Origin of the sequence: Polaribacter sargassicola, assembly GCF_021991835.1 — a bacterium.
In the GTDB taxonomy this organism is placed as follows: Bacteria; Bacteroidota; Bacteroidia; order Flavobacteriales; family Flavobacteriaceae; genus Polaribacter; species Polaribacter sargassicola.
This window is the reverse complement of record NZ_JAHDAU010000007.1, coordinates 158,655-177,175: the sequence shown is the minus strand read 5'-3', so window position 1 is coordinate 177,175 and position 18,521 is coordinate 158,655. Positions and strand designations below refer to the sequence as shown.

Annotated in this window: 18 protein-coding genes; 7 read left to right on the top strand and 11 right to left on the bottom strand. The window is 27.7% G+C overall.

Annotation, left to right across the window (positions count from 1 at the left end):
* Positions 1-18: 18 nt before the first annotated feature.
* On the bottom strand, positions 19-840 hold the full coding sequence (locus tag KI686_RS12590) for a helix-turn-helix domain-containing protein (RefSeq protein WP_237589677.1): 822 nt from the start codon (positions 838-840) through the stop codon (positions 19-21).
* A gap of 202 nt (positions 841-1,042) precedes the next feature.
* On the opposite strand from KI686_RS12590, the gene KI686_RS12585 reads away from it, so the two are divergent.
* The 7 genes from KI686_RS12585 to KI686_RS12555 all read left to right on the top strand — a co-directional run bounded on the left by KI686_RS12585 (position 1,043) and on the right by KI686_RS12555 (position 7,065).
* Positions 1,043-1,624 (top strand): non-canonical purine NTP diphosphatase, encoded by a 582-nt coding sequence (locus KI686_RS12585; protein WP_237589676.1) that lies wholly within the window; start codon positions 1,043-1,045, stop codon positions 1,622-1,624.
* Positions 1,625-1,654: 30 nt separating this feature from the next.
* A complete protein-coding gene (locus KI686_RS12580) occupies positions 1,655-2,683 on the top strand; it encodes a FecCD family ABC transporter permease (RefSeq protein WP_237589675.1) in 1,029 nt (342 codons plus the stop codon).
* The gene (locus KI686_RS12575; protein ID WP_237589674.1) at positions 2,684-3,481 is read left to right on the top strand and encodes an ABC transporter ATP-binding protein; all 798 of its coding nucleotides are present in this window, start codon (positions 2,684-2,686) and stop codon (positions 3,479-3,481) included.
* Between the two features lie 71 nt (positions 3,482-3,552).
* Positions 3,553-4,602 (top strand): M28 family metallopeptidase, encoded by a 1,050-nt coding sequence (locus KI686_RS12570; RefSeq protein ID WP_237589673.1) that lies wholly within the window; start codon positions 3,553-3,555, stop codon positions 4,600-4,602.
* A 146-nt stretch (positions 4,603-4,748) separates the two neighbouring features.
* A complete protein-coding gene (locus KI686_RS12565; protein ID WP_237589672.1) occupies positions 4,749-5,567 on the top strand; it encodes an ion transporter in 819 nt (272 codons plus the stop codon).
* Positions 5,568-6,491 carry a tRNA (adenosine(37)-N6)-dimethylallyltransferase MiaA gene (gene miaA / locus KI686_RS12560; RefSeq protein WP_237589671.1) on the top strand — a complete coding sequence of 308 codons (924 nt, stop codon included), beginning with the start codon at positions 5,568-5,570 and terminating at the stop codon, positions 6,489-6,491. It abuts the gene before it with no gap.
* Positions 6,492-6,546: 55 nt separating this feature from the next.
* Positions 6,547-7,065, top strand: coding sequence for an OmpH/Skp family outer membrane protein (locus tag KI686_RS12555; protein WP_237589670.1), 519 nt, complete (start codon positions 6,547-6,549; stop codon positions 7,063-7,065).
* Between the two features lie 79 nt (positions 7,066-7,144).
* Here the strand turns inward: KI686_RS12555 and KI686_RS12550 are convergent, their stop codons facing one another.
* The 10 genes from KI686_RS12550 to hemB form a co-directional block, all read right to left on the bottom strand.
* Complete coding sequence (locus tag KI686_RS12550; protein ID WP_237589669.1) at positions 7,145-7,879, bottom strand: DUF6263 family protein; 735 nt, start codon at positions 7,877-7,879, stop codon at positions 7,145-7,147.
* Positions 7,880-7,975: 96 nt separating this feature from the next.
* A complete protein-coding gene (locus tag KI686_RS12545; protein ID WP_237589668.1) occupies positions 7,976-9,271 on the bottom strand; it encodes a dihydrolipoamide acetyltransferase family protein in 1,296 nt (431 codons plus the stop codon).
* Between the two features lie 425 nt (positions 9,272-9,696).
* Positions 9,697-10,917, bottom strand: coding sequence for a S41 family peptidase (locus KI686_RS12540; RefSeq protein WP_237589667.1), 1,221 nt, complete (start codon positions 10,915-10,917; stop codon positions 9,697-9,699).
* Between the two features lie 302 nt (positions 10,918-11,219).
* Positions 11,220-12,854, bottom strand: coding sequence for a tetratricopeptide repeat protein (locus KI686_RS12535; protein WP_237589666.1), 1,635 nt, complete (start codon positions 12,852-12,854; stop codon positions 11,220-11,222).
* A gap of 130 nt (positions 12,855-12,984) precedes the next feature.
* On the bottom strand, positions 12,985-13,890 hold the full coding sequence (hemF, locus tag KI686_RS12530; RefSeq protein WP_237589665.1) for an oxygen-dependent coproporphyrinogen oxidase: 906 nt from the start codon (positions 13,888-13,890) through the stop codon (positions 12,985-12,987).
* Complete coding sequence (locus KI686_RS12525; RefSeq protein ID WP_237589664.1) at positions 13,880-14,626, bottom strand: EI24 domain-containing protein; 747 nt, start codon at positions 14,624-14,626, stop codon at positions 13,880-13,882. The genes hemF and KI686_RS12525 overlap by 11 nt, the downstream gene beginning before the upstream one ends.
* 106 nt (positions 14,627-14,732) lie before the next feature.
* Entirely contained in the window at positions 14,733-15,761 is a 1,029-nt protein-coding gene (hemE, locus tag KI686_RS12520) for a uroporphyrinogen decarboxylase (protein ID WP_237589663.1), read from the bottom strand.
* Entirely contained in the window at positions 15,758-16,177 is a 420-nt protein-coding gene (locus tag KI686_RS12515) for a hypothetical protein (RefSeq protein ID WP_237589662.1), read from the bottom strand. The genes hemE and KI686_RS12515 overlap by 4 nt, the downstream gene beginning before the upstream one ends.
* Before the next feature lie 2 nt (positions 16,178-16,179).
* Positions 16,180-17,469, bottom strand: a complete 1,290-nt coding sequence (gene hemL / locus KI686_RS12510) for a glutamate-1-semialdehyde 2,1-aminomutase (RefSeq protein ID WP_237589661.1) — start codon at positions 17,467-17,469, stop codon at positions 16,180-16,182.
* Positions 17,470-17,549: 80 nt separating this feature from the next.
* Entirely contained in the window at positions 17,550-18,515 is a 966-nt protein-coding gene (gene hemB / locus KI686_RS12505) for a porphobilinogen synthase (protein WP_237589660.1), read from the bottom strand.
* Positions 18,516-18,521 lie beyond the last annotated feature (6 nt).

The window sequence follows — 18,521 nt, the reverse complement described above, 5'->3', positions numbered from 1 at the left end:
AATTGTTTTTTAGAATTTTTAAATTGTTTTCTTTAATTCCGATCCTATTCTATAAATTAAAATTATTTCAAAAATTTCTACAACAGCTTGTGTTACAACTCCAATAGGAGATAGAATAATTGCTAAAAAACAAATTCCTGTTATAATTTCTAAGATTCCTGTCCATTTTGCCAAACCTCCAAAATCTAATAACCTTTTAATTCCAATACCTATTAAAATACTTAAAACACCATAAGAAATTAGTTTTGATACGCCAAAAACACCTATAAAATCTTTAAAAACAAACAAAGATGTAACATCTAAAATTGAGAAGAAAAAGGTAAATACAATAACTAAAAATGCACTTATTTGTAACAAATAATTATTAAAAAAACTACCAACTATTACAAATCCTCTAAAAAAGAAAAATAACGCAACTAAAGAAATTGTTTTAATGATAATGTAAATGCTTTTAAAGAGTAAATTTTCTTTTTCTAGATCTATAAATTCTACACCTATTTCAAAAAAACCTGCAATAAAATAAATGATTCCAAAAATCATTGCAATATTTAATTGCTTGTAAATTTTATTTTGATCTATTGCTAAAACAGCATCAAACTTTCCTGGAGTATATTTTTTATCAAAAACTTCTTCATAATCAAAACCTAAAACTTCTAAAATAGCTTTTATAGTATAACTTCTAGGAGACACATCTCCTGCCTCTATTCTTTGAATTGTACGTACATTAATATTACATTGTTCTACCAATTCTTCTTGGGTAAAACCTTTTTGTTTTCTTAGCTCTAAAATTTTCTTACCTAATTCTGGTTGTTTCATAATATGTTGTTTTTTAAATTCCATACAATGTTAATTCAGTTAAATAAGATTACAAATTTTTAAAGGCATTTTCAACCCGACATTTTCACGACAATTCAACAATATCAGTAGTTACAGCGTTTTTTTGTTTTTGCAATTTACAGCATATTTTTTTAATTAATATTGCCAAAGTCAATAAACTTACATTTTTAAATTGTTTACATTTGCTTAAAATCAATATATTTTAATGAAACTAGTATTTGCTACAAACAATCTTAACAAACTTGCTGAAGTTCAAAAAATGTTACCAAGTTCAATTGAATTATTGAGTTTAAAAGACATTAATTGTTTTGATGAAATTGAAGAAACAGAAACTACTTTACAAGGCAATGCAAAATTAAAAGCAGATTATATTACCAATAAATTTGGTTTTAATTGCTTTGCAGATGATACAGGTTTAGAAGTAGAAAGTTTAAATGGCAAACCCGGAGTTTATTCTGCTCGTTTTGCAGGAGAACCAAGTAATTCTGAAAATAATATGCAAAAATTATTGACAGACTTAAGTAATAAAACAAACAGAAAAGCACAATTTAGAACTGCTGTAGCTTTAAATATAAATGATGATAATTTTCTTTTTGAAGGTATTTGTAAAGGAGAAATTTTAACTAAAAAACATGGCGAAAAAGGTTTTGGTTACGATCCTATTTTTAAACCAAAAGGATATAATTTATCTTTTGCAGAAATGAGTTCTGAAGAAAAAAATAAAATTTCTCACAGAGGAATCGCTATTGAAAAATTAGTTAATTTTTTATCTAATTATAAAATATAGTTTTCTATTAAAACCAACCAAAAACATTAAATGGAAAACAAATCTTACACAAAACACTTTATTTTATTATTAATTTTACTGATAATTTTGTTTTTTATAAACATAAGTTTTGGCTCTGTAAGTATTCCTTTTAAAGATATTTTTAATAGCCTTTTTAATGGTAATGTTACTAAAGAAAGTTGGCAAACAATTATTGTAAATTTTAGATTACCAAAAGCAATAACTGCTATTTTAGTTGGTTCTGGTTTATCTGTATGTGGTTTATTAATGCAAACATTATTTAGAAATCCGTTAGCTGGTCCTTTTGTTTTAGGTATTTCATCAGGAGCAAGCTTAGGTGTTGCTATTTTACTTTTAGGCTCATCTATTTTTGGTGGATTTTTATTAACAACTTCTGTGTCTAATTGGTCTTTGCCAATTGCCGCAAGTTTGGGTTCTTTTTTAGTTTTATCTGCAGTAATTATAGCTGCAAATAGAGTTAAAAACACCATGTCTATTTTAATTATTGGCTTAATGTTTGGCTCTTTTACTGCTGCAATTATTAGTGTTTTAGCTTACTTTTCTGAAGCAGATCAAATTCAACAATATTTATTTTGGAGCTTTGGTAGTTTAGGTAATCTTTCTTGGGCAGAATTATCTGTTTTTATTATTATTTATGCAATAGCAATGCTAGCTACTTTAACTATTTTAAAGCCTTTAAACAGTTTTTTATTAGGCGAAAATTATGCAAAAAGTTTAGGTATTAATATTAAAAAAAGTAGAAATATTACGTTATTAATTACAAGTGTTTTAACAGGTGTAATTACTGCTTTTTCTGGTCCTATTGCATTTGTTGGCTTAGCAGTACCACATATTGCAAGAATGCTATTTTTTAGCTCTAACCATAAAATACTTTTACCAGCTGTTGCTACTATAGGAGCTATAGTTTTATTAATTTGTGATACAATTGCACAACTACCAACTAGCGAATTTACGCTACCAATAAATGCAATAACATCATTATTTGGTGCACCTATTGTTATTTGGTTATTGGTAAGAAAAAAGAGAATATTTGTATAAATGAGTAGTTCTAAAAAACATATTATTCTAAAGGCAGAAAATCTAACAATTGGTTATCAGCAAAAAAAGACATCTAAAGTTGTCGCAGAAAATATCAATTTTGAAATTGAAAAAGGACAATTAATTACTGTTTTAGGTAAAAACGGAATTGGAAAATCTACACTTTTAAGAACAATTTCTAAAGTACAAAAGCCAATTTCAGGTAATATATTTATCAATCAAAAAAATATAGAACAAATAACAGAAAAAGAGCTTTCTACTCAATTAAGTTTAGTTTTAACAGAAAGACTACCCGAAAGTCAATTAACTGTTTATGAACTAATTGCTTTAGGAAGACAACCTTACACTAATTGGCTTGACAAACTTTCTAGTAAAGATGTAGAAAAAATAGAAACAGCAATAAAGCAAACAGAAATTGAAGATCTTAAAGATAATCGATTTTATGAATTAAGCGACGGCCAATTACAAAGAGTTTTAATTGCCAGAGCTTTAGCCCAAGACACAGAAATAATTATTCTTGATGAACCAACAGCTCATTTAGATTTACATCATACTATTAAGATTTTTTCTTTGTTAAAAAAACTGGTAGAAACTACATCAAAAACAATAATTTTATCTTCTCATGAAATAAATTTATCTATTAACTTTGCTAATGAAATAATCTTATTTACAGATAATACTATTTTTACAGGTAACTTACCTTATTTAATAGACAACAATGCTTTTGACAATTTATTCCCTAAAGAAATTGTTAATTTTAACAGAAATTTACAACAGTTTATCATAAACAAAAAGTAATTTTGAGGAAATTGTAATAACCATTACTTTTAAACTCTTAATCAAAATTAATTTAAACACTTTTCTAATCAATGAAAAAAATACTTTATGTTGCTGGTGCATTAGCTTTTATGGCTTGTGGTTCTAGCAAAAATTCTTCTAAAGAAGATGCAAATGTAGACCAAGCTGCTAAATATGCAGCCTCTATTACCGCAGAAGATTTAAGTAAACATTTATACACTTATGCTTCTGACGAATTTGAAGGAAGAAACACAGGTGAACCTGGACAAAAAAAAGCTGTAGAATATTTAAAGAATTTTTATGTTTCTCAAAACATTTCTTCTCCTTTAGGTGATGATGATTATTTTCAAGAAGTACCAGCAGAGTTTTTAAATAAACGTAAAAGAAGAACACCTTTAAAAGACTCTGAAAATGTAGTTGCTTTTATAAAAGGTTCTGAAAAACCAGATGAAATTGTAGTTATTTCTGCTCACTTAGATCACGAAGGAATAAAAAATGGTGAAATTTATAATGGTGCAGATGATGATGGATCTGGAACTGTTGCTATTTTAGAAATAGCTGAAGCTTTTAAAATGGCTGAAAAAGAAGGAAAAGGGCCAAAAAGATCTATTTTATTTTTACATGTTACGGGAGAAGAAAAAGGATTATTAGGTTCTAAATACTATACAGAAAACCCTATTTTTCCTATTGCAAATACTGTTTGTGATTTAAATATTGATATGGTTGGTAGAATTGATGAAAGACATACAGAAGATCCTAATTATGTATATTTAATTGGTTCTGATAAATTAAGTACAGAATTACATAATATATCTGAAGCTGTAAACACAAAATACATGAACATTAACTTAGATTATAAGTATAATGATGAAAACGACCCAAATCGTTTTTACTACAGATCTGACCATTACAACTTTGCAAAACATAATGTGCCAATTATTTTCTACTTTAATGGTACACATGCAGATTACCACAAACCAACAGATACACCAGACAAAATTAGTTACGATTTACTAGAAAATAGAACTCGTTTAGTTTTTCATACTGCTTGGGTAGTTGCAAATCAAGAAACAAGAATAATTGCTGATAAAGCAGTAACTAAAGAAGAAAAATCTAAATAATTTTTCCTTTTTATAAAAATATAAAAACCTCACTTTTGTGAGGTTTTTTTTATTTAAGCAATACTTACATTAAAGAGAAAATCTCTCTAAAAAATTAAAAATTCATTAAATAATTGTAGTATTGTATAAGATTAATTTTTAAAAATTTGAATAAAACAAATAATAAAACTTCTTGGAAAGAAAAACTTCATGAAATAATTTATGAAGCAGATACAAAACAAGGTAAACTATTTGATATTATATTACTTTTTGCAATTATAACAAGTGTTATATTGGTAATGTTAGAAAGTGTTAAAAGTTTTGATCAAAAATATCATACTTTTTTAAATATTGCCGAATGGTTTATTACTATATTATTTTCTGCAGAATATATTTTAAGAGTTTTTACCATAAGAAAACCGTTTAAATATATTTTCAGTTTTTACGGAATTATAGATTTACTTTCTACAATCCCTAAATATTTATCATTTGTTTTTATTGGCTCTCATCACTTAATTGCATTAAGAGCTTTGCGTTTATTAAGAGTATTTAGAGTATTAAAACTTGCAAGATATATTGGCGCATCAAACAAATTAATGGTGGCATTAAAAGCTAGTAGAGTAAAAATTTCTGTTTTTCTTTATTTTGTAGTTATCATTTGCCTAATATTAGGTACACTTATGTACATGATAGAAGGCGAAGAAAATGGTTTTACAAGCATACCAAGAAGTGTATATTGGGCAATTGTAACACTAACAACTGTTGGTTACGGAGATATTGCGCCTCAAACTGCTTTTGGTCAATTAGTAGCAAGTGCTATTATGATTTTAGGTTATGGTGTTATTGCAATACCAACAGGAATTGTAACTGCAGAAATGGCTAAAACCAATTTAGATATTAACACACAAACCTGCCCTTGTTGTGCAGCAGAAAAACATAAAGATAAAGCAAAGTATTGCTATAATTGTGGTTGTAAATTAAACTAAATGATTCCGAAAAATATTTTAATAACCATTGTTGGTCCTACTGCAATTGGTAAAACTGCATTAAGTATACAATTAGCAAATCATTTTAAAAGTGATATTATTTCTTGTGATTCTCGTCAGTTTTATAAAGAAATGAAAATAGGAACTGCTGTACCAGAAGATGATGAACTTGCAGCTGCTAAACATCATTTTATTCAAAACAGAAGTATTTTTGATGATTACAATGTAGGTTCTTTTGAAAGAGATGCACTTGCAAAATTAGATGTGCTTTTTAAAGAAAATCCAATTCAGATAATGGTTGGCGGAAGCGGTTTGTATGTTGATGCTGTTTTAAAAGGTTTAGATTATTTTCCTAAAGTTCCTCTAGAAATTAGAAATAATCTAATTTCTAAATTAGAAACAGAAGGTTTAGATGTTTTAAAAAAACAACTTAAAGAATTAGATTTAGAAACTTACAACGTTATAGAATTAGAAAACCCAAACAGAGTTTTAAGAGCTTTAGAAGTCTGTATTGCTTCTGGGGTTCCATTTTCTACTTTTAAAAACAAACCAAAATCACCAAGGAATTTTCATTCAATTAAAATTGGATTAAAAGCCGAAAGGGAGATTATTTATGACCGAATAAATAAGCGTGTAGAAATTATGATTGAAAATGGTTTACTAGAAGAAGCAAAAAAATTATATCCTAATAAAAAATTAAATGCATTACAAACAGTAGGGTATAGAGAGTTATTCTCTTATTTTGAAGGAGATTTCACTCAAGAATTTGCAATTTCTGAAATCAAAAAAAACACAAGAAGATTTGCAAAAAGACAATTAACTTGGTTTAAAAAAGACGAAGAAACTCTTTGGTTTGATTATCAAACAGACATAAAAACAATTATTTCTAAAGTTTCTGATAAAATTAACTTTTTAAATAGCTAACCATCTTTTGTAATTAATCCACTTTTATATATTTGTAAAAATCTAAAACAAACACATGAAATCTAGAATTATATTTATTTTAATTGCTTTTTTAAGCACAATTTCTTTTGCACAAACAAAAGTAGGTACAATAGATACTGATTATATTATTGGTTTAATGCCAGAGTCTAAAATTGTATTAGAAAGAACACAAGATTATGGTGCTAAATTAGACTCTACTTTTAACATAAAACTAGCAGAATACAAAACAAAAGTAGACGATTATAAAAAAAATGAAGAAACTCTTGGTGTATTAGCTAAAAAAACAACTATACAAGAACTTACAGAAATGGAGGCAGATATTAATAGATATCAGCAAAACGGACAAAAATTACTACAATTAAAACAAGAAGAGTTAATGAGACCGTTGTATAAAAAATTAAATGATGTAATACAAGAAGTTGCAAAAGCAGAAAAATACACTCAAATATTAACAATTTCTGGAAATCAATTTGCTTACATTGATAGTAAATTTGACCTTACAGAATTAGTAATGTCTAAATTAGGTATTGAAATTCCGAAAGAAACTAAATAAGTTTTTTTACTCTTTAATAAATAAAAAGCCTCACAATAAATGTGAGGCTTTTTATTTATATTTATATTATTGACTATGATTAACTTTTTGTAAAGCTCATAGAAACTGTAGTAAGCATTTCTTGACCTTGTACTGACATTTTCATATCTATTTTTGATTTAGTAGGAACACCAGATTTTACATCAATAGTCATTTCTCCTGTAATCTTACCAGCTCCCATTCCAGATACATCACCACTAACATCTAACACAACTATATCTTTAGATATCGATTTTACAGTATAAGTATAATCCATTTTCATCCCTTTTTGCTCTTGGCTCATTGTCCAAGTTTCACCAACTTTTACAGCTTCTTTAGGATAAACAACACTACTGTACTGTTTTGCCATATCTTCTACTCCAGGTACAGATGGCGTAACACTAACATTATTAACTTCACCCAAATTATTACCTTCTAGCACTATTGTAGCTTTTAACATCGGATCCATTTGAGCTTTCATCATTTTACCTGTTTCATCTAGCTCATCTGCACTTTTAGAAGAATCAAAAGACATAGAAACACCACCTTGTAACATATTCATTGTTAATTTGGTAAATTTCATTTGACTAGTAAAATTATCTCCACTAACCTCTGTTATATCCATATTTAAATCTACATTCATAGCCATAGACATAATTGATCCCATATCTTGGTTCATAGACATTTTACCTGTATAAACCTCTCCTTTTTTATAGTTTAACCTAAGTAATACAGATTCTTGACTAAAAGTAATAGTAGAAGAAACTACTAAAAACAGTACTAACAATTTTTTCATTATATTATATTTAATTATTATACTACGAATATAATAGTTTAAAATAAAAAACGCTTAGAAAATTCTAAGCGTTTTAATTATTTATAAGAAATCTTTTTAATAATCTTGATTCACATCCCAAGATTCTAAAATATCTTTTAATGTTTTTATAAACATACCACCTAAAGCACCATTTACAACTCTATGATCATAAGAATGAGAAACTATCATTTTATGTCTTATTCCTATAAAATCTCCTTCTGGTGTTTCTATTACAGATGGTAGTTTTCTAATTGCACCTAATGCTAAAATAGCTACTTGTGGTTGATTTATTATTGGTGTACCTGTAATAGAACCAAAACTACCTACATTTGTAACCGTATAAGTACCACCTTGTATTTCATCTGGTTTTAAATTATTGCCTCTTGCTCTGTTAGCTAAATCATTTACAGATTTAGTAATACCAACTAAACTTAGTTGATCTGCATTTTTAATAACAGGTACAATTAAATTTCCGTCTGGTAGCGCCGCAGCCATACCTAAATTTATATTTTTCTTTTTTATAATTTTATCTCCGTTTACAGAAATATTAATTAATGGATATTTTTTAATAGTACTAGCAATTGCTTGCATAAAAATTGGTGTAAAAGTTAACTTTTCTCCCTCTCTCTTTAAGAAAGCATCTTTAACTTTATTTCTCCATTTTACGATATTTGTAACATCTATTTCTATAAAAGATTGTACATGAGCAGATGTTTGCAAAGAATCTATCATATGCTTAGAAACTAGTTTACCCATTCTACTAATCTCTATAATTTCATCTCCGTCTTTTGTGTTAACAGGTATTACTACTTTATCAGCAACTTTTTGTTGTACATTTTTAGGAGTCTCTATTTTTATAGATTCTTTACCTCTATTTTCTACATAACTAAGAATATCTTCTTTTGTTACTCTAGAATCTTTACCTGTACCAACAATTGTTTCTAGTTCATCCATAGAAACGCCTTCAGTTTGAGCAATATTTCTTACCAAAGGAGAGTAAAATTTACCAGATTCTGATGTTTTAAGAATTGGTGTATCAATTACTTCTTTTGCTTTTTCAATTGTTTTGTTTACTTCTTCTACTTCTGGTTGTAAAGTTTTTGTTTCTAAAACAGGTACCTCATTTGATCCTTCTGTTTCAATTACAGCAATTACTTCTCCAACAGCTACAACATCATCTTTTTTGTAAAGTATTTCAATTAAAGTTCCTTCTACTTCAGATGGCACTTCAGAATCTACCTTATCAGTAGCTATTTCTACTACAGCCTCATCTAACTCAATGGTATCACCAACTTCTTTTAACCAAGAAGTTATCGTTGCTTCTGCAACACTTTCTCCCATTTTTGGTAACTTCAATTCAAATTTTGCCATTTTTTTATCTCTTTTTTCAGAAACAAAAATAGTAAAAATGGTTGAGTTTTCTATATTTTTAACTATTAAAAAAAATTAAAAATAAAAACCTTTTTACATTATCATCAACAAAACAGGATTAATTTATAAAAATTATAAATAAAATTCAATAAAAAAATAATTTTGATAACATTTATATAAAATAATTTTAATTGTAGTATTATTAACTTATATACTCTTGAGTTTATTTAACTTAACAAATAACCTGATTAACAATTTATTTATTTTAAATATTAAAAACACATGTAATTTGTGCAATAAATTTTAACTACAATAAGAATAGTTGCTTTGCAACTTTTCTCATAAAAACGGTAAAATATCATACACATTAAAAGAAAATGAATTAAGATCTAAAAAAATCTGTTTGAAGTAATTATAAGAGAGTACTAATCTAACAATTGAAGCGCTTTTGATAAAACATCATCTTTAAACTTACTGTTTTGTTGCTTAACGTAATACCATGGAATATAATTTTCTCTTACAATACCATTTACATGAAACAATTTATCGATAGCAATTCTGTATCCATAATTTCTATTTTTAAAATAAAAACTTTTCATAGACCCTGCCAATCTTTCCATTTCTGTACCTACAATTTTTGCTCTTTGCATACCATCTAAACCAATTGCTAAACCCTCTCCCATACTACCTGTCCATCTGCCAACTATAACAATAATTGGTTTTTTATATTGTTTTCCTCTTGGCGATACAAACTCTAACCAACTTTGTACAATTGTTGGGTTATTACCATACTGCTCTTTAGACACATGTTTTTGATAAGGCAATTCTTTATCAATAAACCTACCCATTATTGCTCTTGCTACATATGTATTTCCTCCATCAACTGTATTTCTTAAATCTAAAATTAAAGCTTTCGTATTAAATAATTTATCCAACTCTATGTCAAAAGCATTAATTAAGTTATTGTTACCTAAAGAATTATTTATTTTGATAACACCTATGTTATTTACAGTATAACTAGATAAAAGATTAGTTTCTTTCCTTATTTTTATTTTATCAACATCAAGTGTAATAATTTTATCATTCTTTAACTTTAAAGTTAAAATTCTTGGTTGATTATAACGACCAGAGATAATTTTATTCGCAATCCATTCTTTAACTTCTTTTTGGTTTTTATTATTACATTCCGTTGGAAAATTATTGATTGCGTTTTTAAAATTAATACCGTTTAACTTTAAAATTTCTGCTCCTATGATATTTGTATCAGCATTTTCTATTTGTGAAACCCATACGTTTTCCACAAATACTTTATTATCTTTTATAGTAACATACAAAGGAGAATGTAATCGATAAGAATTGTTTGTAGAAATATTTAATATTAAATGACTGTCATAAAACTCATCTAATAAATATTCAAAAAAAAGAGTTTTTTCTAAATTATTTTTAAGTTGATGTATTTTTTTAGAGTACCTATTTTTAATACAATCAAAATCTACATTTTTGTCGTTTAAGTAAATATAGTAACGGGATAAATCTTGAATTATCTTGTTATAATCTTCTTTAATTTGATAATAACTATGAGCGTTATTTTGAGAACAACAATAAAAACTAAAACAAAATGTAATAAGTATGAAGCTAATTTTCATTCTAAAAAAATTATTTATTTACAATTTAAAAAAATAATCATTTTTAAAATAATAAAAGTAGCCTTATTAAAGCTACTTTTATTAATGCTTATTGAAAAAACATTTTGGGGGACTAATTAAACACTTTGAGGAAAGCACTTATTTTATAATTTTAAACAAAAATACATTTTTAAACACTTTACCCTGTAAAATTACTGGTAACAAAAGGTAACAATTAATAAAAATAAACCGAAATTAAGTAACAAACACAACTTTAAATCACTAAAAACAAATTATTTAACACTAGACAATAGATAACTATGTTAAAAAGTTAAGTTTTGAATAAATATCTCTAATTTTTCACCTTTAGGTACATTCATTTTTTTTCTAATCCTATAACGAGTTACTTTTATTGCATCTGAACTTGAGTTTCTAATTGATGCAATTTCTTTAATTGATAAATTTAACCTTAACAAAGCACATACTTCTCTTTCTGTTTTTGTAAGATCATTATAATTACTAATTAACATTTTATCGAAACCAATGTTAACTGAATCTATTTTTTTATTGAGAAATGTTAATTTACTATCGGTTACTATTTGTTGTTGAATCTTAAAAATTAAATCTTTAATATAATTTTTAACCTCGGTTGATTTAATTGAATTTCTATGGCTTTTTAGTTGTATTAAAAGTTGTTTTAAGAACTCTAATTTCATAGAGTTTTCTGCCACTAAACTTTTTATTTCTGTTTCAGATCTTTTTATTTGTTGTGATAAAGCTTCCTTTTTAATTTTTTCTTTTTCTAAATTTCCTTGAATTATTTTGTTTTTATTAATTGAGTTTCTATAAAATAAAATAACAAGAGGAATACCTAATAATAAAATAACGATAATTGTAATTAAATATAATTTCTTTTCAAAAGCTCTTTCGTTATTTAAGATTTCTAGATTTTTATCTTTTATTTTAAGATTATTTTCTAGCTCTCTTTCTTTAATTGTATTTTTTGTTTGTGATGTAAAAATTGAATCTGAATAAATTTTATGCTTTTGTAAATTTAAATAAGACTCTTTATAATTTTTTAAGTCGAACTCTACCTTAGCAAGTGAATTATAAGATTTAGACAACCTTAGCTTTAAATTCTCTTTTTTTGCTACCATTATTGCAGAATCTAAATATTTTTTAGCAAGTTTAAATTGCCTCATTTTAACATATGCAGCAGCTATATTATGGTAATTAACTGTAATTAATAATTGTTTTTTTTCTCTTTTTGCATATTTTAAAACTAAACTTCTTAAATCTATAATTTTTTGATATTCACCTTGTTTATAATAAGTGTTTGCTAAATTATTATAAACATTATGAACCCTATCATCTCTATTTAATATTTTAAAAATATCTAAGGCTTTTTCATAAAAATAAATTGAAGAGTCTAATTTTTTAAGTCTTGTATAATAATTACCTAAATATAAATAACCTTTAGCTAAATTTTTTTTATCTTCCTTTTTAGTAAGTTTAAATGCCTCTTTATAATATTCAAACTCTTTTTCTTCTTGATTTTTGTATCTATAAACAGAAGCAATATCATAAGTAATAGACGCTAACCTCTCTGAATCATTTGTCTGTTTAAATATATCTTTGGCATTATTTAAATATCTTAAACTAGTGCTTAAATTTCCTTTTTTCTTTTCTATCAAGCCTAATTTAAACAAAGCTCTACCTTTCATAGTTTTATCTTTACCGTTATTTAAAGACAAAGCCTCACTATAAAAATATTCTGATTTAGACACACTTTTTGTGTAAAAGTACTCTCCGCAATCGTACAAAAACAGAACTTTATTTTCATCTGTTTCTATTGTTTTAACAATTTCTTTTTTTGCTGCAAAAATAGAGTCTATATCCTGAGCATTAATGATAAAGGAAGTAAGAAGTAAAAAAAGTGTTATAAATTTATAATACATTATTTAAAAAATTCATTTTTAATGGAAAACAGGTCCATAAAAAACTAATTTACTAAAATTTTGGCGCAAAGTATAATTAATATAAAAACAAAAAAGGCAAAACGAATTGTTTTGCCTTTTTTGTTGATTTTTAAGAAACCCATTCTTTAGGATTTTCTAATATCTTAATTAATCTTTCTTCTTCTGAGTTTTCTTCTGCTTGATGGTTGTATTTCCATTGTACAATTGGCGGTAAACTCATTAAAATACTCTCTATCCTTCCGTTTGTTTTTAAACCAAATAAAGTGCCTCTATCATGTACTAAATTAAACTCTACATAACGACCACGCCTTACTTCTTGCCAATCTTTGTTTTCTTTTGTAAACTGAATTTCTTTTCTCTTTTCTACAATTGGCACATAACTTTCTAAAAAGCTATTACCAACTTCTGTTACAAAATTGTATCTATCTTCTACAGAAAATTCTTCTGTTTCTTTTAAATAATCGAAAAATAAACCTCCAATTCCACGAGCTTCATTTCTGTGAGCATTCCAAAAATACTCATCACATACTTTTTTAAACTTCGGATAAAATTCTAAATTATGTTTATCGCAAGCGGACTTACACACAGTATGAAAATGAATTGCATCTTCATCAAACAAATAATAAGGTGTTAAATCTTGTCCGCCACCAAACCATTGAGTAACAATATTTCCTGCATCATCATACATTTCAAAATAACGCCAATTTGCATGTACAGTTGGTACAAAAGGATTTTTTGGATGCAAAACCAAACTTAAACCACAAGCAAAAAAATTACCTTCTTTTACTTTAAATTGTTTTCTTAACGCTTCTGGTAATTCTCCAAAAACTTTAGAAATATTTACACCTCCTTTTTCAAAAACAGCACCATTTTCTATAACACGCGTTCTTCCGCCACCACCTTCTTTACGCTGCCAAAGATCTTCTTTAAACTTAGCACCTCCATCTACTTCTTCTAATTTAGCTGTAATTGTATTTTGTAAATTCTCTATATATTTATAAAACTTATCTTTCATTTTCTTTATTTAATAAGGCTACTGTATTTACAGAGGCTGCAGTTACAGAAAGTGGTAAAACAATAACAATTCCGATTACAGGAATTAATAAACACAACATAAAAACAATTCCGTTTCCTATAGAAAAACCTTTGTTTTCACCTACAAAATCAACACTTTCTCTATAATTAAAATGCCTTTCTAAAGTATAATCCATATTACCAAAACCGGCATAATAAGATTGTACTAAAAATAATAAAACAGTAGAAAAAATGTTAACTATAGGTATAAACTTTAATAATAAAATAGGAATTGTTATTAATAATTCTTTTGATAAATTTCTGATATTAATTCTAATTCCTCTCCATAATTGTTCTTGAAAAGAGGTTTTTCTATGTTGATGTTTTAAATTACCATTAATATGTGCTTCTATCTTTTCGGAAACAGGACTCATAAATGGCGATGATAGTGCTAAAATAATATGTTTATACAAAATTAAACCAATTACTAAAACAAAGATGGCTCCTATAACTGATGTAAATGTTGTAAATGCTTCTTTACCCCAATCCCAAATCCAGATTTTAGCTAAAAAAACACCAATATTGTCTGACAAACCATATGCCACAGAACCAATAATTATTGCTGTAACAACACTAATTAGCATAGGAATTGCAAAATATTTCCAGAGTTTTAATTGTGAAATTAAACGTAAAGAGCCAGAATAGGCTTTTATTGCTGAAAATATATTTTTAATCATTAGCGTTGGCTTGCGTTAGCGATTGAAATGACATCCTTTTTGCTTTTTCTGCAAAAAGATATAATGGAAAGCGCGACCTTTAGGTAACGCCCAAATTCTTCTTTTTTTAATTGGCTTTGTATTCTTTTACAGCATCTATAAATGCTTTTGCATTTTCTAATGGAATGTTTGGTAAAATACCATGACCAAGGTTTACAACTAATTTGTCTTTTCCAAATTCGTTAATCATTTGGGTAACCATTTTTTTGATAACTGCTGGTGGAGAAAATAATCTTGTAGGATCGAAATTACCTTGTAAAGTAATATTTCCGCCAGATAAATAACGTGCATTTCTTGGAGAACACGTCCAATCTACACCTAAGGCAGAAGCGCCAGATTTAGACATTTCGTTTAAAGCAAACCAACAACCTTTACCAAATGCAATTACAGGAATTTCTTCTTTTAAAGCATCTATAATTTGCTGAATGTATTGCCAAGAAAATTCTTGATAATCTACCGGAGACAACATTCCTCCCCAAGAATCAAAAACTTGTACTGCATTTACACCAGCGGCAACTTTTGCTTTTAAATATGCAATTGTTGTATCTGTAATTTTTTGTAATAAACTATGTGCTACAATAGGGTTTGTAAAGCATAATTCTTTGGCTTTGTCAAAGTTTTTAGAACCTTGCCCTTGTACACAATAACACAAAATAGTCCAAGGTGAACCTGCAAAACCTATTAACGGAATTTCATCATTCAACTTTTCTTTGGTTGCTTTAATTGCATCCATTACATAACCTAAAGAGTCTTGAATATCTGGAATAATTACAGAATCTAAATCTTTTTGTGTACGAATAGGATTTGGCAAATATGGGCCAAAATTAGGTTTCATTTGCACCTCAATATTCATTGCTTGTGGAATTACCAAAATGTCTGAAAATAAAATGGCCGCATCCATACCATATCTACGGATTGGTTGTACTGTTATTTCTGATGCCAATTCTGGTGTTTGACAACGTGTAAAGAAATCGTATTTCTTTTTTATTTCTTGAAATTCTGGTAAATAACGTCCTGCTTGGCGCATCATCCAAACTGGTGGACGTTCTACAGCTTCTCCTTTTAATGCTCTTAAAAATAAATCGTTTTTTATCATTGGTAAATAATTGTAATAATTTGTAGGAAAAAACCTAGAGTAAATAAAATTGCAGCAAACCTTAATAACGTAAACCTAAAACTATCGTTTATAATTAGCTTATTTAAAATTGGCTTTGATATTTTTTGATCTAACCAAACTTTTATTTTTTTATAAAAGATAATTATTAATATAAAAAATAATATAATCGGAATTAATAATTTTAAATTTAAACTACCAACACCTTCATCTAATAAAAAGCCTATAATCATTCCTATTATTCCAAGTATTATGGAAGGAATAACCATTATTCCTGATCTTATAAAACTTTCAGTCTTCTTTAACCATTCGCCACCTAAAATTTCTGGAGCTGCTAACCAAAAAGAAAGAAATTGCAATGATATTGATAGAATACTTAAAATTTTAATCGTTTTCATACTTACATTTTAGAAACAGCTAACATTCCTGCTTCAATTGCTTTTGCAACTTTTTTGATGTCTTTATCTTTTAATGCTGATGATAAAAACCAAGCTTCAAATTGACTTGGAGGTAAAAACACTCCATTTTTTATCATTTCCCAAAAGAAAACTGCAAACTTTTCTGTATCTGATGTTTGTGCTTCTTCAAAATTGGTAACTTTAGTTTTTGTAAAAAACGGATTTAACATAGATCCAAATCTGTTTACCGTAATATCTACATTGTATTTTTTAGCAGTTTCTAATAAAATTACTTCTAAAATGCTTCCTGTTTCTTCAAATTGATCATACGGATTTTGTTTTTTCAACTCTGTTAAAGTAGCAATTCCACCAGCCATTGCAATAGGATTTCCGCTTAAAGTTCCTGCTTGATACATTCCGCCCAAAGGCGCAACGTTTTCCATAATTTCATTTCTTGCTCCGTAAGCTCCTACCGGGAAACCACCACCAATTACTTTTCCTAAACAAGTAATATCTGCAGTAACACCTAACAATTCTTGTGCACCACCAAATTTAGAACGGAAACCTGTCATTACCTCATCTACAATTAATAACGCTCCTTTAGATTCTAAATAAGCTTTTAACTCTACCAAGAAATTATTCTGCGGAATTACAACTCCCATATTACCACCAACTGGCTCTATAATTACACCTGCAATATCATTATGCGTTTCAAAATGTTTTTTTACGCTTTCTAAATTATTATACTCTGCAATTAATGTGTTTTTTACAGCACCTTCTGGTACACCTTTAGAACCTGGTAAACTTAATGTTGCCAAACCAGAACCAGCAGCTACTAATAATGCATCTTGATGCCCATGATAACAACCAGAAAATTTTATAATTTTATCTTTACCTGTATATGCTCTTGCTAAACGAATTCCGCTTAAAACAGCTTCTGTACCAGAGTTTACAAAACGAACTTTATCCATCTCAGGAAAAGCGTCACAAACTATTTTTGCTAGTTTTATTTCGTTTTCTGTTGATGCTCCAAAAGAATATCCATTTTCTAAGGCTTTTTCTACTGCTTTTTGTACTTTTTTATGTCTGTGCCCCAATATCATTGGACCATAAGAAAGTACTAAATCTACATATTCATTATCATCAACATCTGTAATTTTAGTTCCCTTTGCTTTTTTAATAAACAGCGGATTACCACCTACTGATGAAAAGGCTCTTACAGGAGAGTTTACTGCCCCAACTAAGTTTTTTAAACCTTTTTTATATAATTTTTCTGATTTTTTGAATTTCATTTCTTTGGCTTTTTTGTTCGTTTGATCTCAGTTGAGAACCACTATAACCTCTCGATTGCGCTCGAGGAAACATTTTAATTTTATTTTTTTAATAAAACTTTCGCTGCTTCTTTTGCAAAATAAGTAATTATAATATCTGCTCCTGCTCTTTTCATAGAAAGTAAGCTTTCCATCATTACTCTTTCTCCATCAATCCAACCTTTTTCTGCTGCAGCTTTTACCATAGCATATTCTCCACTTACATTATAGCAAGCAATTGGTCTGTCAAAATTATTTTTTAAATCTCTAATAATATCTAAATAAGACAAAGCTGGTTTTACCATTAAAATATCAGCTCCTTCTTGGTCATCAAAAGTAGCTTCTCTCATTCCTTCATCTCTATTTGATGGATCCATTTGATAAGTTCTTCTATCTCCAAAAGTTGGTGCAGAGTCTGCCGCATCTCTAAATGGACCGTAAAATGCAGAGGCATATTTTACTGAATAACCCATAATTGGTAAATTTGGAAATCCTGAATTATCTAATGCTTGACGCATCATATCAATCGTCCCGTCCATCATACCAGATGGCGCTACCATATCTACTCCTGCTTTTGCATGAGAAATAGTTTGCTTTGCAATATTTACTAAAGTAGCATCATTATCAACATCATTATCACAGATAATTCCACAATGTCCGTGAGAAGTGTATTCGCAAAAACAAACATCAGTAATTACATATAAACTCGGATAGTTTTTTTTGATAAAACGAATTGCTTGTTGCATAATTCCGTTATCATTCCAAGTTTCTGTTCCTTCATCATCTTTTTCTGATGGAATTCCGAATAATAAAACCGCAGGAATCTTTAACGCTACAACCTCATCTAATTCTTTAGAAATAGTATCTAAAGAAAAACGTTTAATACCTGGCATAGAAACAATTTCTGTTTCTATATTTTCTCCTTCTTCAATAAAAAGAGGGTAAACAAAATCGTCTACAGACAATTTAGTTTCTCTTACTAATCTTCTTATTCCTTCGTGTTTTCTTAATCTTCTTGTACGAAACATAAATTT

Excerpts from the sequence above, each read along its gene's own strand:
- KI686_RS12580 (WP_237589675.1), top strand. The coding sequence starts at position 1,655 with ATGGAAAACAAATCTTACACAAAACACTTTATTTTATTATTAATTTTA.
- hemE (WP_237589663.1), bottom strand. The coding sequence starts at position 15,761 with ATGATAAAAAACGATTTATTTTTAAGAGCATTAAAAGGAGAAGCTGTA.
- miaA (WP_237589671.1), top strand. The coding sequence starts at position 5,568 with ATGATTCCGAAAAATATTTTAATAACCATTGTTGGTCCTACTGCAATT.
- KI686_RS12585 (WP_237589676.1), top strand. The coding sequence starts at position 1,043 with ATGAAACTAGTATTTGCTACAAACAATCTTAACAAACTTGCTGAAGTT.
- KI686_RS12575 (WP_237589674.1), top strand. The coding sequence starts at position 2,684 with ATGAGTAGTTCTAAAAAACATATTATTCTAAAGGCAGAAAATCTAACA.
- KI686_RS12535 (WP_237589666.1), bottom strand. The coding sequence starts at position 12,854 with ATGTATTATAAATTTATAACACTTTTTTTACTTCTTACTTCCTTTATC.
- KI686_RS12590 (WP_237589677.1), bottom strand. The coding sequence starts at position 840 with ATGGAATTTAAAAAACAACATATTATGAAACAACCAGAATTAGGTAAG.
- KI686_RS12515 (WP_237589662.1), bottom strand. The coding sequence starts at position 16,177 with ATGAAAACGATTAAAATTTTAAGTATTCTATCAATATCATTGCAATTT.
- KI686_RS12570 (WP_237589673.1), top strand. The coding sequence starts at position 3,553 with ATGAAAAAAATACTTTATGTTGCTGGTGCATTAGCTTTTATGGCTTGT.
- KI686_RS12550 (WP_237589669.1), bottom strand. The coding sequence starts at position 7,879 with ATGAAAAAATTGTTAGTACTGTTTTTAGTAGTTTCTTCTACTATTACT.
- KI686_RS12555 (WP_237589670.1), top strand. The coding sequence starts at position 6,547 with ATGAAATCTAGAATTATATTTATTTTAATTGCTTTTTTAAGCACAATT.
- KI686_RS12545 (WP_237589668.1), bottom strand. The coding sequence starts at position 9,271 with ATGGCAAAATTTGAATTGAAGTTACCAAAAATGGGAGAAAGTGTTGCA.
- KI686_RS12525 (WP_237589664.1), bottom strand. The coding sequence starts at position 14,626 with ATGATTAAAAATATATTTTCAGCAATAAAAGCCTATTCTGGCTCTTTA.
- hemL (WP_237589661.1), bottom strand. The coding sequence starts at position 17,469 with ATGAAATTCAAAAAATCAGAAAAATTATATAAAAAAGGTTTAAAAAAC.
- hemB (WP_237589660.1), bottom strand. The coding sequence starts at position 18,515 with ATGTTTCGTACAAGAAGATTAAGAAAACACGAAGGAATAAGAAGATTA.
- hemF (WP_237589665.1), bottom strand. The coding sequence starts at position 13,890 with ATGAAAGATAAGTTTTATAAATATATAGAGAATTTACAAAATACAATT.
- KI686_RS12540 (WP_237589667.1), bottom strand. The coding sequence starts at position 10,917 with ATGAAAATTAGCTTCATACTTATTACATTTTGTTTTAGTTTTTATTGT.